Annotated in this window: 15 protein-coding genes; 14 read left to right on the top strand and 1 reads right to left on the bottom strand. The window is 38.2% G+C overall.

Going from position 1 to position 15849, the window contains the following annotated elements; genetic code table 11:
- Window positions 1–142 precede the first annotated feature (142 nt).
- The 9 genes from VLB74_RS00525 (at window position 143) to VLB74_RS00485 (ending at window position 9926) form a co-directional block, all read left to right on the top strand.
- The gene (locus VLB74_RS00525) at window positions 143–748 is read left to right on the top strand and encodes a flavin reductase family protein (RefSeq protein WP_325201519.1); all 606 of its coding nucleotides are present in this window, start codon (window positions 143–145) and stop codon (window positions 746–748) included.
- A 4-nt stretch (window positions 749–752) separates the two neighbouring features.
- Window positions 753–1208, top strand: coding sequence for an SRPBCC domain-containing protein (locus VLB74_RS00520; RefSeq protein WP_325201518.1), 456 nt, complete (start codon window positions 753–755; stop codon window positions 1206–1208).
- 86 nt (window positions 1209–1294) lie between these two features.
- Window positions 1295–3598, top strand: a complete 2304-nt coding sequence (locus VLB74_RS00515; RefSeq protein ID WP_325201517.1) for an oxidoreductase — start codon at window positions 1295–1297, stop codon at window positions 3596–3598.
- Window positions 3599–3614: 16 nt separating this feature from the next.
- Window positions 3615–5207, top strand: coding sequence for an AMP-binding protein (locus VLB74_RS00510; protein ID WP_325201516.1), 1593 nt, complete (start codon window positions 3615–3617; stop codon window positions 5205–5207).
- A 45-nt stretch (window positions 5208–5252) separates the two neighbouring features.
- Window positions 5253–5681: an acyl-CoA thioesterase gene (locus VLB74_RS00505; protein WP_325201515.1), complete on the top strand. Its 429-nt coding sequence runs from the start codon at window positions 5253–5255 to the stop codon at window positions 5679–5681.
- A gap of 36 nt (window positions 5682–5717) precedes the next feature.
- On the top strand, window positions 5718–6698 hold the full coding sequence (locus VLB74_RS00500; protein ID WP_325201514.1) for a carbon-nitrogen hydrolase family protein: 981 nt from the start codon (window positions 5718–5720) through the stop codon (window positions 6696–6698).
- Window positions 6699–6930: 232 nt separating this feature from the next.
- Window positions 6931–8040 carry a cupin domain-containing protein gene (locus VLB74_RS00495; protein WP_325201513.1) on the top strand — a complete coding sequence of 370 codons (1110 nt, stop codon included), beginning with the start codon at window positions 6931–6933 and terminating at the stop codon, window positions 8038–8040.
- 120 nt (window positions 8041–8160) lie between these two features.
- Window positions 8161–9069: a fumarylacetoacetate hydrolase family protein gene (locus VLB74_RS00490; protein ID WP_325201512.1), complete on the top strand. Its 909-nt coding sequence runs from the start codon at window positions 8161–8163 to the stop codon at window positions 9067–9069.
- 107 nt (window positions 9070–9176) lie between these two features.
- Window positions 9177–9926, top strand: coding sequence for a maleate cis-trans isomerase family protein (locus VLB74_RS00485; protein WP_325201511.1), 750 nt, complete (start codon window positions 9177–9179; stop codon window positions 9924–9926).
- Window positions 9927–10142: 216 nt separating this feature from the next.
- Here VLB74_RS00485 and VLB74_RS00480 read toward each other — a convergent pair whose 3' ends face one another.
- On the bottom strand, window positions 10143–11567 hold the full coding sequence (locus VLB74_RS00480; protein ID WP_325201510.1) for a T9SS type A sorting domain-containing protein: 1425 nt from the start codon (window positions 11565–11567) through the stop codon (window positions 10143–10145).
- Window positions 11568–12243: 676 nt separating this feature from the next.
- Here VLB74_RS00480 and VLB74_RS00475 point away from each other — a divergent pair.
- From VLB74_RS00475 to VLB74_RS00455, 5 genes are all read left to right on the top strand, one after another.
- The gene (locus VLB74_RS00475) at window positions 12244–13431 is read left to right on the top strand and encodes a DcaP family trimeric outer membrane transporter (protein ID WP_325201509.1); all 1188 of its coding nucleotides are present in this window, start codon (window positions 12244–12246) and stop codon (window positions 13429–13431) included.
- Between the two features lie 65 nt (window positions 13432–13496).
- Complete coding sequence (locus tag VLB74_RS00470; protein ID WP_325201508.1) at window positions 13497–14045, top strand: dihydrofolate reductase family protein; 549 nt, start codon at window positions 13497–13499, stop codon at window positions 14043–14045.
- A 139-nt stretch (window positions 14046–14184) separates the two neighbouring features.
- Window positions 14185–14634, top strand: a complete 450-nt coding sequence (locus tag VLB74_RS00465) for an SRPBCC family protein (protein ID WP_325201507.1) — start codon at window positions 14185–14187, stop codon at window positions 14632–14634.
- Between the two features lie 20 nt (window positions 14635–14654).
- Window positions 14655–15287, top strand: coding sequence for a DUF2238 domain-containing protein (locus VLB74_RS00460; RefSeq protein WP_325201506.1), 633 nt, complete (start codon window positions 14655–14657; stop codon window positions 15285–15287).
- Window positions 15288–15380: 93 nt separating this feature from the next.
- The gene (locus tag VLB74_RS00455; RefSeq protein WP_325201505.1) at window positions 15381–15731 is read left to right on the top strand and encodes a DUF2200 domain-containing protein; all 351 of its coding nucleotides are present in this window, start codon (window positions 15381–15383) and stop codon (window positions 15729–15731) included.
- The last annotated feature ends 118 nt before the right edge of the window (window positions 15732–15849 follow it).

Here is a 15849-nt window from a genome sequence, read left to right as displayed (position 1 = left end):
ACATTCTTCTTTTTACACTCTGAAAAACAATACTATAGCTTTATTTAAAATACTCCCGATATGACAAAAACTCATTTTTTACCACAAATTCCTTAAATTTTGATAACTATTTTTTCTTTTATTTGTAGCTTATAACAACACTATGCACTTTGACCCTGAAATAATTGACCAGAAGGCAACTTATAAATTATTGACCGGAGCTGTGATTCCGAGGCCAATTGGCTGGATTTCAAGCATAAGCGAAGACGGAATTTTAAATTTAGCTCCATTTTCTTTCTTTAATGCCGTAGGTGAAGATCCGCCACACGTGATATTTTCAACGGTCCGTCCGAATAATTCCAACAAAGATACTTTGAATAATATTTTGGCTACAAAACAATTTGTAGTAAATATGGTTGTGGAAGAAATCGTGGAGCAGATGAATATAACCTCACAATCAGTAGAATCACATATTAGCGAATTCGAACTGGCCGGCGTTACCCCTGCTCCATCATTAAAAGTGAAAGCACCGAGAGTAAAAGAAAGTCCGATAAACATGGAATGTGACTTGGTGCATCATTACACTTTAGAAGACAACAAGCACGGTGGAGCAACAATAATCGTAGGTCGTGTCGTAATGTTTCACATAGATGAAAGTGTTTTGCTTGACGATTTCAAAATCAACATGGAAACGTATAAACCGGTGGCGCGTCTTGCCGGATCCAATTATTCTAAATTAGGAGAAATTTTTTCAATCAAAAGAGCATAAACTGATGACACCAGAAAAATTAGAAATCAACGTGGCCATGCAAGTAGGCAAACCGGTTAACGAAGTTTTTGAAGCTATCGTAAATCCGGAAAAAATGACCAATTACTTCATCTCCCAAAGTACCGGAATGATGGAAGAAGGCAAAAAACTAATCTGGAAATTTCCCGAATTTGATTTCGAATGCCCGGTTCGTGTTGGTAGAATTGAGCAAAACAAATACGTTTCGTATTATTGGGAAAACAGTGGAGCTGAATTATTGGTAGAAATGACTCTAACAGAAAGAGAAAACAATACAACACTGGTTTCTATTTCCGAAAAAAGCATGAACAATGATGAAGCCGGCCTGCAATGGTTGTCCGGAAATTCCTTCGGTTGGTCTAATTTCCTGGCCTGTTTGAAAGCTTATCTGGAATACGGAATCAATTTGAGAAAAGGTGCTTTTACCTTCATGAAGAAATAAACTCGGTTTTTACGCCGATTCAATTTAAAGAAAATAAAACAAATAAAACCGTGGCATAAATCATTTTGGTCGCGTTAAATTACAATATGAAAATAACAGTTATAGGTGGCGGTCCGGGCGGACTTTACTTTTCTATCCTTACAAAAAAAGCAATGCCTCATTGCGAAATTAATGTATACGAACGCAATAAAGCCGATGACAGTTTTGGTTTCGGAGTCGTTTTTTCCGATGAAACATTAGGCGAGTTCTTAATGCGCGACACACAATCTTACGAACTTATCCGAAGTAAATTCGCCTATTGGGATGACATTATCGTAGCCAGAAACGGAGAAACCGTAAACGCTTCAGGAAATGGTTTTTGCGGTTGTTCCCGTAAAACATTGCTTCAGTTATTACAACAACGTTGTCGCGAGGAAGGCGTAAATCTTCACTTCGAACAAAATGTGGATGATCTTTCACAATTCAAGGACAGCGACATTATTCTGGCAAGCGACGGAATCGGTAGCGCTATCCGTACAGAATTTGCAACTGAATTCGGAACCAAAGTAGAATTACAGAAAAACCGTTTCGTTTGGCTGGGATCCACAAAACCGTTAGATGCATTTACCTATTTCTTCAGAACAACTCCGTACGGAACAATCGCAGCACACACCTACCAATATGAGGCAGGAATGAGCACGTGGATTTTCGAATGTTCCGATGAAACCTGGAATAAAGCCGGATTTGAAGTGGAAAATGAAACCGATACAGTAGCGAAATTAACAGAGCTTTTCAAAGAAGAACTTGACGGTCATCCGCTAATCACTAATAAGTCACATTGGCGTCAATTCCCGCATGTAACCAACGAAAATTGGTATCATAATAATATAGTTCTATTGGGAGATTCCAAAGCTACAGCCCACTACTCTATTGGTTCCGGGACAAAATTAGCTATGGAATGCGCCATTGCTCTTTCCGATGCGGTTGTTGCAAATCCGAATGACATCCAAACAGCGTTTGCCGATTACGAAAAAGCCAGAAGAAACAGAGTTGAAATGATTCAATATGCCGCGAAAGTTTCGTTGGATTGGTTTGAACATATGGACCGACACATGCAGCATCCTTTTTATCAGTTTGCTTTTGGTGTGATGACCCGCGCTAAAAAAGTAACATATGAAAACCTTCAGTTGCGTGACGCATCTTTTACAGAAAAGGTTTTAACCGAATTTAATACGATCAACAAAACTGAAAATAAAAAGACTCCTGCAGCCTTTACTCCTTTTACACTTCGTAAAATGACGTTGCAAAACAGGATCGTAATGTCACCAATGGGACAGTATTCTGCGGAAAACGGCGTGGTAAACGATTGGCATTTTTCGCATTACACTACACGTGCATTAGGCGGACTTGGATTGATTATGGCCGAAATGACAGCCGTTTCCGAAACCGGAAGAATCACTTTAGGATGCGCCGGACTTTATACTAAAGAACAAGTAGTTAGCTGGAAAAAAATAACTGATTTTATTCATAAAAACACACTGACAAAAATCGGTATTCAGTTAGGACATTCCGGAAGAAAAGGAGGAATGACAAAACCATGGGAAGGCGGAAAAACTTTAGATCAGCCGTGGGAATTGCTTTCGGCATCACCGATTCCGTTCAAGGAAGGAATGGCTACTCCGAGAAAAATGACTTTAGCCGACATGGACACCGTTGTTTCTCAATTTGTTCAAGCAACTAAAAATGCTGATGAGGCCGGATTTGATATAATCGAGTTACAAGCACATCACGGATTCTTATTGGCTTCATTCCTTTCCCCTCTAACCAATATCCGAACTGATGAGTTTGGTGGCTCCATCGAAAACAGACTGAAATTCCCTATTCGTGTTTTTACAGAAATGAGAAACGTATTTTCACAAGACAAACCGATGTCGGTGAGGATTTCTGCCACAGATTGGGTAGAAAACGGAATTTCAGATGAAGATGTCATCACTATTGCCGAAGCATTCAAAAATGCCGGAGCAGACATCATCAGTGTTTCTACAGGAAACACTGTAGCCGAACAAAAACCGCAAACAGGCAGAATGTGGCAAACACCTTTCTCTGATATGGTCCGAAACAGCGCTCACATTCCAACAATGACAGCAGGTTATATTCAGGATATCGATCAGATCAATACTATTATACTAAACGGTAGAGCTGATTTGGTTTCTCTTGGCCGACCTTTATTGATTGATCCTAATTTTGTTCGAAATGCACAGGCCTACGAAGGTTTCCAACCGACTGATATTCCGAAACAATATATGGCCGGAACATCCCATTTGTACCCTTTAAAAGCTTCGGAACGAAAAACAACCGAAGGGATGAAAAAAGCATTGAAACCGGAAAGTCATAAAATAATTAAGAATTAGAAATTACGAATTACGAATGAGACATTACGAAGATAATTTCGCTCACGATAGTTTACCTTCTCCGGATTTACAACCGGAATATAATTTTTTAGAGTTACCTCAATTCCAGCAACCGGAAATGCTAAACTGCGTCGACCGATTATTGGATTCTCATATCCGAAACGGTAACGGTGACGCTGTCTGTATTCAGACTTTTACGGAAAAATGGACGTATAACGACCTATTTGAAAAAGCGAATCAGATTGCTCATGTTTTGGTTGAAGATTTAGGTCTTAAATCCGGAAACCGTGTTCTAATCCGTTCTGCTAATAATCCAATGATGGTAGCCTGCTGGTTTGCTATTCTTAAAGCAGGAGGAATCGTTGTAGCAACAATGCCTTTATTACGTTCAAAAGAACTAACAACGATTGTTGATTGCGCTGAAATCTCACATGCTTTTTGTGAAAGCTCACTGGCTGAAGAAATGCAACTGGTTGCCTCCCCTTTCTTAAAGAAAATCAGTTATTACAACAATTCCGATTTGGAAACCCTAATGCAGGGTAAACCAAAAACTTTTGATAATTACCATTCAAAATCCGACAGCATTGCGTTAATAGGCTTTACATCCGGAACGACCGGTTTGCCGAAAATGACCGCACACTGCCATAAGGATATTTTGAATATTTGCGAAGCCTTCCCTGCTTTTTCACTTCAGCCAACCAAAGATGATGTTTTTGCCGGAAGTCCGCCATTAGGATTTACCTTCGGTTTAGGAGGATTAGTTTTATTCCCTCTGTATTATGGCGCTTCAACATTCTTAATCGAAAAACCAACTCCGGATTTGCTTTTGGAAGCAATACAAAACCACAAAGTATCAGTCTGCTTTACAGCTCCTACAGCTTGGCGTGTAATCACGACAAAAGTTAAGGAATATGACATTTCCAGCTTACGCAAGTGTGTATCGGCGGGAGAAACATTACCTTTAAAAGTTTGGGAAGACTGGTATAATGAAACCGGACTGAAAATCATAGATGGAATCGGCGCTACAGAAATGCTGCATATTTTCATTTCTTCCAACGAAGAAAACATGGTACCCGGCGCTACAGGAATTCCGGTAACCGGATACGAAGCCAAAATAGTTGATTTAAAAGGAAACGAACTTCCTAAAAACGAACCGGGTCGCTTGGCTGTTCGCGGAATTACAGGTTGCAAATACCTGAATCGTGAAGAAAAACAACGTGAGTATGTAGAAAATGACTGGAATATTACCGGTGATGTTTTCCGTGAGGACGAAAACGGTTATTTTTGGTTTGTGGCCCGAGGCGATGATATGATCATTTCTTCCGGATATAACATCGCCGCCATTGAAGTAGAAAGCGTACTTTTGACACACGAAGAAATTCTGGAATGTGCTGTTGTAGGCTTACCTGATGAAGAGCGCGGAATGTTGGTTTGTGCCAATATTGTTCTGAAAGATCAAGCTAAAGAAACAGAATCAATGAAGAACCATATACAACACTGGTTCAAGGAAGTAGCAGCTCCTTATAAATATCCAAGGGTTATCAACTTCATTGATGTTTTGCCTAAAACAGAAACCGGTAAAATTCAACGTTTTAAACTAAAATCATAAATTAGACTGCGTCACTTTTGTGATCCAGTTGTTCAAAAACAGATTATGAATCAACCTTATATAAAACAAGAAAAAATTCGCTTCCAGCACATCGATTATGCAGGAATTGTATTCTATCCAAGATTTTTAGAAATGCTTAACGGCATCGTAGAAGACTGGTTTGAAGAAGAATTAGGCCGACCTTTTTCCAAAATGCACGAGACGAACGGGATTCCGACTGTCGATCTTAAAGTACAATTCAAAAAAGCCGCACGTTTAGGCGAAACCTTAACCAAAAAGCTTTGGGTAAAGAAAATGGGGGATTCTTCCCTTCTCTGCGGATTTAAATTTGAAGATGAAAACGGCAAAACCTGCTTGGAAGGCGAAGTGACTTTGGTGAACGTAAAAATAGCCGAAGACCGTCACACTATTTCAGCCGAGACTTTCTCTGAAGAAATGAAGCAAAAAATAGCTAAATTCGTAATCGAGTTTTAAAAACTCATATATATAACTAATAACTCATAATTGAGAATGGATTTTTCAAAATTCAAAGCCGCAACCGTTCAGACGTCACCTGTTTTTTTAAACGTTGAAAAAACAATTGACAAAGCCATTGCTTTCGTTCAGGAAGCCGCTTCCAACGGTGCCAAACTTGTTGCTTTTCCGGAAGTATTTGTGGCCGGATACCCGTATTGGAACTGGATCATGACTCCGGTTCAGGGCAGCAAATGGTACGAAGAACTGTATAAAAATTCGGTTGCCGTTGAAGACGATGCGATGCAGCCATTATACCAGGCGGCCAAAGACAACAACATCCATATTGTAATCGGGATTAATGAGCGAGGCAAAAGCTTCGGCGAGATTTACAACACCAATTTAATCATCGACAACAACGGAAACCTTATCGGAAAACACAGAAAATTAGTTCCAACCTGGGCTGAAAAACTAACCTGGACAGCTGGAGACGGTTCATCTTTGAAAGTTTATGATACAGAAATTGGTCCGATCGGAACATTGGCTTGTGGCGAAAACACCAATACATTGGCACGTTTTACGCTTTTATCGCAAGGCGAATTGATTCACATTGCAAACTATATTTCATTGCCCGTTGCTCCACCTGACTACAACATGGCCGAAGCAATTAAGATTCGTGCGGCAGCGCATTCTTTCGAAGGCAAACTATTTACTATCGTTTCGTGTTCTACGATTTCACAGGAAATTATGGATGCGTTGCGTGATGATGTTCCGAATGTAGATGAATTGCTGACGCGTAAAAATTCGGCTTTCTCCGGATTTGTTGGTCCGAATGGTGCTGTAATCGGCGAACCGTTAATTGATGAAGAAGGAATCGCTTATGCTGAAATTGATCTTCAGAAATGCATTCAACCGAAGCAAATGCACGACATTCTCGGACATTACAACCGATTTGACATTTTCGATTTGCGTGTAAATGTGGCTCCGACACGAAAAATCACATTTATTAACGATCAGGAGGAGTTTTTTAAAAGATAGATTAAAAGAGACTCATCGATTCTAAAGTAATAGAACACAGATAACACAGATAACACAGATTTTACGGATTTTTACTGATTAGTAAATCTCGGAGAGAAGATATTTACAGATAACAAGAAAGCGAATAGTTTCCTTCCCTAGCCCTGATAGGAGCAACTACCTTGTAGTGCGGATAGCAGGAAAAAGGATGGCAAAAAAGCCAAAACCATTCGCTTAAAAAAATAAAAAAATTATGGAAGATAAATTTTCAGATGACGTAATAGGCCGCGCTCGAGTTCAGGACTCTCCGGAACTAATTGCTTATTATAAAGAATTGGAAGACCTTGGCGCAGGTGCCTTATGGACAGTAGCCAACGATATCGAACCTTGGGAGCCGCGATCTTCTTCTGTTCCAATGTTATGGAAATATGAAGATTTGCGTTCGTTGGTTCTAAAATCATCAGAATTGGTTACGCCGGAACAGGCAGGCCGTCGTGTGGTTTATTTGGTAAACGACAAACGCAAAGACGTGAGTGCTGCCGTGGGATGGTTATATACCGGAATTCAGGTTACACGTCCGGGCGAGAGTACTTCTGCGCACCGTCACAGAGCCTCTGCACTACGTTTTATCATGGAAGGAAGTAAAGGTTATACTGTAGTGGACGGCAATAAAATCATGCTGGAAGTCAACGATTTCGTGATTACGCCAAATTCAGCCTGGCACGAGCACGGTGTAGAAGCGGATGGGCAAACTTGTATTTGGCAGGATGGTTTGGACATTCCGTTGGTGAATGCCTTGGAAGCTAATGATTATGCGGTTTACGATGGTAAGCAGCCTTTGGTTTCGCCTATCAACCACTCTCCAATGACTTATGGTGGAACGGGATTGATTCCGGCAGACAAAGAATGGAACAAGCCTTATTCGCCATTGTTTAAATATTCATGGAAAAATGTTTATCCGGCTTTATTGGAAGTTGCCAAAGTAAACGAAGGTTCTCCTTTTGACGGTATTATCATGCAGTATTCCAACCCATTAACAGGAGGACATGTAATGCAAACCATGGGAGCTTCGATGCAATTATTACCGGCAGGTTTCAAAGGAAAAGCGCACAAACATACGGGTTCGTTTGTATATCAGTGTGCTAAAGGTCACGGTTACACTATCATTAACGGTAAGCGTTTTGACTGGAAAGAAAGAGATATTTTCTGCGTACCTTCATGGGCTTGGCATGAACATGTGAATTTATCGGAAACGGAAGACGCCTGCTTATTCTCTTTCAACGATTTACCGGTAATTGAATCATTGGGATTGTATCAGGATAGAGAATATACCGAAAATAATGGTCATCAGACTTTAGTTTAGAAGCAAAAGTCGAGAGTCGAGAGACAAGAGACAAGAAGCAAGAACAAAGAAAATAGAATATAGACAATAGAGTGAAAACTTAGCGACTCGGCTACTTTGTAACTCAGCAACTTAAAAAAAATGAAACTACTTACTTATAAAATAAACGATTCAGGATCAAGATTAGGTTTTATTCATAATAACCGCGTTGTGGACATGGAGGATTTTGGAGGAATTCATAACTTCCCGCTTCCTGACGACATGTTGGACTTAATAGATATGGGATTTGAAGTAATTGCTGAAATCAATGAAATGATTGAAAATACAAGAGACATTGATTTTGAAATGATTTCTTTCCCGATGAATAATGTAACAATTTTAGCGCCTATTGAAAAACCGAGAAAAAACATCATCGGAATCGGATTAAACTATACGGAACACGTTGCTGAAAGTGCGCGTACATTGGACACTTCGAATGAATTACCACAACAGCCGGTAATTTTCTCAAAACCTCCAACAACGGTAACTGCGACTAACACTGAAATTTTACACAACCCAAAACTTACACAGCAATTGGACTGGGAAGTAGAATTGGCTGTAATTATGGGTAAAGGCGGAAAATATATTCCCAAAGAGAATGCAATGGATTATGTTTTCGGTTATACGGTAATTAACGATATTTCTGCCAGAGATTGCCGTCGTTCAGGACAGTGGATTGTTTCTAAAGGTCAGGATACGTTCGCACCAATGGGACCTGTTTTAGTAACCAAAGACGAAATCGAAAACCCACACAACCTGAATTTATCTTTAAAACTAAATGGTGTTGAAAAGCAAAATTCCAATACAAAATTCATGTTATTCAATATCAACGATTTGATTAACGACTTGAGTACCGTTTTCACGCTTGAACCAGGTGACATAATTGCCACAGGTACTCCGGCCGGTGTTGGAGCAGGAAGAAATCCTCAAGAATGGATGTGGAACGGTGACGTGGTGGAAGCTACCGTGGAAGGCATCGGAACGATTGTTAATACGATTAAAGAGATTTAAAAATTATTTCGCAGACCTCACAAAGAAAACATGGAGATACACAAAAGATAATAAATCTTTGTGTGACTTCTTTAACTTTGCGAATCTTTGCGTAACAAAAATAAGAAATGAAAAAGTTTAGAATTGGACAAATAGTGCCATCGTCGAATGTAACGATGGAAACAGAAATACCAGCGATTTTCCGTTCGCGTGAAACTATTTTACCGGAGCGTTTTACTTTCCATTCCAGCAGAATGAGAATGAAAAAAGTAACCAAGGAAGAATTGGAAGCGATGGATGCCATGAGCTTAAAATGTGCTCAAGAATTATCAGACGCGCATGTAGACGTAATGGGTTATGCCTGCTTGGTAGCTATTATGAGCATGGGACGTGGTTATCACTGTGTTTCTGAAGTAAACTTACACCAGGAAACCATAGCTAACGACTTCCCTACTCCGATTGTAACTTCGGCTGGAGCCTTGATTAATGGTTTGAAAGTATTAGGTGCTAAAAAAGTATCTGTTATTACTCCGTATATGCGTCCGCTTACCGACTTGGTCGTAGATTACATCGAACACCAAGGTTTTGAAGTAGTGGATTCCATTGCTTTGGAAATCCCGGATAATTTGGAAGTGGCTGCTCAAGATCCGATGAATTTATTGGAAATCTACAAAAGACTGGATTTAACCGGAGTAGATGTTTTAGTAGCATCAGCCTGTGTGCAAATGCCTTCTTTGGAAGCAATTAACCAAATTCAGAAGGAAGTAGGAATTCCTGTGATTTCTGCTGCAGTTTGTACGACTTATGAAATGATGAAGAAATTAGGTATTGAAGCTAAAGCTGCTATTGGCGGTGAATTATTAAGCGGAAAATATTAATTCCAACCATTAGGTCAATTATTAAATTTCACCTTATATTACTGTCATGCCGACGTAAAAGGAACTGAATAATCATAACACTTGCTTATTCCCTATTCGCCGGAATGACAGTTATTGTTTTGACTCATGATTGAAACCGATAAATGAGTTTTAAAATATAATTAAGATTATACACGACTATAAAAATGAGTTTCAAATGAAACTCATTTTTATTTTTTAATGTTTTACAAATTTAGATGTATAAACAGATTCAAATGCTTTTATCTTAAGCAAATAGACACCATCCGAAAAACCGCTTACATCGATTACGTCCTTATTCAGACCATCGAAATCGATTTTCTTCATGGTTACATCATAAATTTCAAGTTCATCTATATCCACATCACTCATACCTTCCGGATATTGAAGATATAAATAATCCGCAACCGGATTCGGATATGTGTTTAAACCTGTACTGCCAAATTCTCCGATTGAAAGTGTTTCACCGGTTAGACGTATAATGTTTGGAACTTGCACTCCGTCATATTCGTTAAAATATCCGACGATTATGATTTTACCATCAGGCTGAATGGCAACATTGGTTATTAATCCATTTGTACCATTTCCCGGATTGAATGATTCATCAAGCGAACCATCGTTATTTAACCTCAAGATTCCGCGAAATTCGGTTCCATAATAATCTATACAATCATTACCGGTCATTATTATCTTTCCATCATCTTGTAAGGCTGACGGAAAAACACCAAAAACGCAATTGTTTGTAAAAGGTACTGGATGAAACATATTGGTTATAGTTCCTTGTGGATCTAACCGAATAAAATTAAAGCCCACGATTTCCTCTGGATTCGTAAAAACATTAAATGGCCATCCTATCAGGATATAATCGCTTTTTTCACGAGCTAAAAATTTTGGACTGTATGAATCACCTTGGGTCCAATCAATATTTGAAGGTTCATTGAAACTTACATCTAATCCTCCATCTGAATTTAAATAAAAGATTCTTCTTTCCTCGTCGTTAATAAAAACATGACCAACAGCCAAAACTTTGTTGTCCGGTGGAAGCAGAACAATATTTGACACCGATTCCCCTTCATTTTCATTCTTAATAGTAATCGGTGAATTAAAAAAAGGATCTAAAAATCCGTTGGAATATAACCTTGCAACTCCTTTCTCGAAATTTCCACCAATCAGAATTTTATCATCAGGCTGAACGGCAATGGTTTCAATTCCGGTAAGAACCACTTTTGCAAAACTTTCATCTATACTACCGTCTTGGTTTAAGCGAGCTAAATTTCCTACTATAGTATTCTCAATTTTAGAAAAATTACCCGCAATTAAAATCTTACCGTCTGACTGCATTGCTAAAGAAGTAACTTTTGGCATAATAGTAATTCCAACTCCCTGAAAGAAAGTCTGATCTAAAGAACCATCGGGATATAAACGACTTATTTTAGTGGACACAACTGAACCATCACTTCCATTGAATCTTTCCACTAATATTATTTTACCGTCTGGCTGAACTTTGAGGAGTGTTTCCGGGCTAATCGGCTCCTGAACATTAAAACTCATATCCAAAGAACCGTCTTGAGCAAAACCAATTATTGAGGCAAGAAAACTAATTAAAAAGATAATTTTTCTCATAACGTTAATCTTTAAGAATTGAACAATTAGGAAAAATTTGAGGTATGTAAAGTTACGATTTAATCTACCTTTCCCTTTCGGAATTATTTTTTTTAACTAGTTAATTAACTAATAATCAATACATTTAAAACATACCAATTAAAGAATAGTTTCAAAATAAAATTAACTAATGTTTTTTGTGAATTGAAAACATTTTAAAACCTGAAAACTATTTTAAATCAAAAATCCACTTCAAAAACAGTAACCAATACTTCCTCTGAAAATGTGTTGAAGAACTCATATGGATAAAAAAATAGGATATTATAATTCCATATTAGGATTTATTGAAAGACCAAGGACATTTATGTTTACAACTGAAAATGGGCAAAAAAACCCAAAAGAATTAGCCTAAAACATCAGCTTTGTTTGAATGCTACTGCGTCTGCGAAGACGAGTAAAAAAAGAAAATAACCGTGCTCGTCTTTCTCAAAAAAACGTAATTCAATAAAAATCAGGATTTTATAAATATTTTTCTTAATTTTATAGTAACGAAAGTAAGCAAGTTTTACACTTTCGGAGGCCCCTGTTTTTAATGTATCCATGTCATTGAGAAATACGATTTCCTCCTGACTATCAAAAGATTAAACAATTATTCGAATTTTGAATATTAAAACACACAGGCATCGCCTCCCTGCTTATGAAAAAGTTCTACTTAACATTGGCCATGTGCCTGGCTTATTTTAGCCTTTTGGCACAACAGGATGAGCAATCTTCTATTATTATTAACGGTCAGATAATGACCGATGCGGGCTATAACTTTAACCAAATCAATCCCGATTACTTTGATGTCATGCGCCCGACACAACTCCCGGCATATAAAAATCAATATGGCACTGATGGGAATGTTTTCTTTGGAGTTCGACAGTCGATGCTCGGATTCAACACGTCAACACCTACCAAATATGGTCCCTTAACAGTACGTTTTGCATTTGACCTGTTTGGCGTTGGAGTCGATGCCGGGCAAACAACATTTCACTTGCTTTATGCTTATGCAGAATTAGGCAAGATTGGTTTTGGCCACAACTGGAGTCTGTTTTGCGATTTTGACGGATTTCCGAATATTGTTGAATATTGGGGCCCCACAGGAATGTCGCTAGCTAAAAATCCCCAATTACGCTATATCCCTCTTAACGGCCGGAACAGGCTGGCTATTGCGCTTGAGCGTCCAGGAGCAAGTAATGACTGGGGCATCTATCGCGACAGGATTGAAATCACTGATGTCAGTCCTAAATTTAATCTGCCCGACCTTTCGGCCGAATTTCGTGTTACCCGAGACTGGGGATATGCAGAAATAGCCGGTATTGTCCGTAAAATTGAATGGGTAGACCAAGGCAACGAACCTTTCGACTTAAGCGGAAAAGCTGTCGGATGGGGATTTAATTTGAGTACCAATCTTAAATTGGGTGAAAAAGACCTGTTTATCGGGCAGACAATTTTCGGAGAAGGAATCCAGAATTATATGAACGATGCCCCTACCGATATCGGAATCCAAAATGATTTTGGAAATGCAAATGCCCCTATTAAAGGAGTAACATTACCTGTTTTTGGATACACGGCCTATCTAAACCACCAATGGAATGAAAAGTGCAGCAGCGTAATCGGTTATTCAGCTGTGGAAATCGATAATTCCAACGGTCAAAGTCCGGATGCCTTTCGTCTTGGCCGGTATGCCAGTACCAATTTTTTATATAAGCCCTTACCGAATTTAACTTCCGGCATTGAACTTCAATGGATTGAACGTGAAAATTATAAAGATGGCTGGACAGCATCTGCCACCAAAATCCAGATTAGCTTACGATATTTTTTCAGTCAGAAGATTAAATGACAGAATTTTAATTTAATATACGCTTCGTTTAACGACACAACTATAAAAGCTGCTTACATCACAAAATGGCCACCGACAGGAAAGTAATTCTATATATAGCAACAAGTTTAGACGGTTACATAGCAAAGCCAAATGACGATTTGAGCTTTTTATCAATAGTTGAGCAAGATGGAGAAGATTACGGTTATGCGGATTTTATAAAATCAACCGACACCGTAATTATCGGAAGAAGGACTTACGATTGGGTAATGGCAAAGGTTCCGGAGTTCATTCATGCCGACAAAAACACGTTTGTCATAACCCGGAGTGAAAAACCAAATATCGGCAAAACAAATTTTTACAACGGTTCACTTAAGTTTCTTGTTTCAAAACTAAAAAACGAACCGGGAAAAAATATTTTTATTGATGGCGGTGCAGAAATTGTAAACGCACTATTAAAAGAAAATCTAATTGACGAGTTTATTATCTCCATTATTCCGATTTTAGTCGGCAACGGAACGAGACTTTTCAAAGACGATCGCCCCGAACAAATATTGAAACTGGTTTCTGTTAAGCATTTTGAAAAAGGATTGACGCAACTCCACTACAAATGCGAAACCGAACGACAACTGTAGCTTACTACGCCTTTAAAGAATAACCCAATTTTTATATATTTCAAAATTGCAAAATTTATTACCTTCGGTGGAGCAGTAACCACTTAAAAAACGGGCAAAACCCAAAAGCCAGATGGGTAAAATTTTAAATAATACATTTATGTCAAGTAACAGCGTTTCACTTCACAGAGTTATCAAAGCCTCTCCTGAAAAAGTCTTTCGTGCATTTACAGACGCGAATGCACTGGCATCCTGGATTCCTCCTTATGGTTTTCTTTGTACCGTACATGAAATGACCGTACAGGTTGGGGGAACCTATCGTATGTCATTCCACAATTTTTCTACAGGCAACAGTCATTCGTTCGGAGGAAAATACATAGAGATTAAACCTAATGAATTTCTTAAATATACTGATCAATTTGATGACCCTAACCTACCCGGCGAAATGATTACCACGGTTTGGATTAACAAAGTTTCCGTAGGAACTGAAATAAAAATTACCCAGGAAGGAATTCCTGCTGTTATTCCGCCAGAAATGTGCTATTTGGGCTGGCAGGAATCGTTAGAAAAACTGATAAAATTAGTAGAACCCGAAATTCCGGACGAATAAACATTTTAACGTATTAATTGGTGAAATTGGAACATATAAAATCAGGACACAGGAAGTCATACTACCTATTCATTGTATTGGTTTTACTGGGATTATTAATTTCAGGAATTAATCCGCACGATTATTTCACTTGGTTTTTGGAGGTATTTCCGGCTATTATTGCCATTATAATAATTGCATTTACCGATAGAATTTTTCCTCTCAGCAATTTATTACTTGCGTTAATTGTGATGCATTGTTACATATTATTTATCGGAGGACATTACACCTATGCTCAAGTCCCCTTGTTTGACTTAATTAAAGAGGTTTTACACCAGTCGAGAAATAATTATGACAAGATAGGTCATTTCGTTCAGGGTTTTGTTCCCGCCATTATCGCAAGAGAACTTTTAATCAGGAAACAGGTAATACAACAAACAAATTGGTTAACTTTTATTTGTATATCAATTTGTTTGGCAATCAGTGCACTTTATGAATTAATAGAAGCGTTTGTTGCCATTACGACAGGTGAATCTGCCGAAGCATTTCTTGGAACTCAAGGCTATGTTTGGGACACACAGACTGATATGTTGTTAGCATTAATCGGTTCCATTGCAGCACTGACTTTATTACCAAAATTACATAATGCCTCAATTGAAAAGGTGGCATCTTAAATAATTTCAATACATTTCAAACTTTTCTTAAAATTCAAACAATAAATAACAATAAGAGTTTCTCAAAAATAACTGTAAAAACAAAATAACTAAATGGACAATACAAGAGTTTTTAAAATGTCGTTCGCGGGCGTCTATCCACATTATATCAATAAAGCAGAGAAAAAAGGCCGTACAAAAGAAGAAGTACACGAAATTATCTTATGGCTGACAGGTTATAACGAGCAAAATCTGCAACAAATTCTGGAGAATAAAACCAATTTTGAAGATTTCTTCAATCAGGCACCTCAAATCAACCCAAATGCCTCAAAGATAACAGGAGTAATTTGCGGTTATCGTGTGGAAGACATAGAAGACAAACTCATGCAAAAAATCCGTTATTTAGATAAATTGATTGACGAATTGGCCAAAGGAAAGGCTATGGAGAAGATTTTGAGGCAGTAAACAATTACCTCATTTCATATACCTCTTATCCTGATAAAATTGGAATATTTCTTTAATAAATTTATTTACAAGATGAAAACTACCTTAACTACTTTGCTTCTATTTTTTACTTTCTTTT

Origin of the sequence: Flavobacterium sp. (assembly GCF_035456225.1) — a bacterium.
Classification (GTDB): domain Bacteria; phylum Bacteroidota; class Bacteroidia; order Flavobacteriales; family Flavobacteriaceae; genus Flavobacterium.
This window is presented reverse-complemented; position numbering and strand designations above follow the sequence as displayed.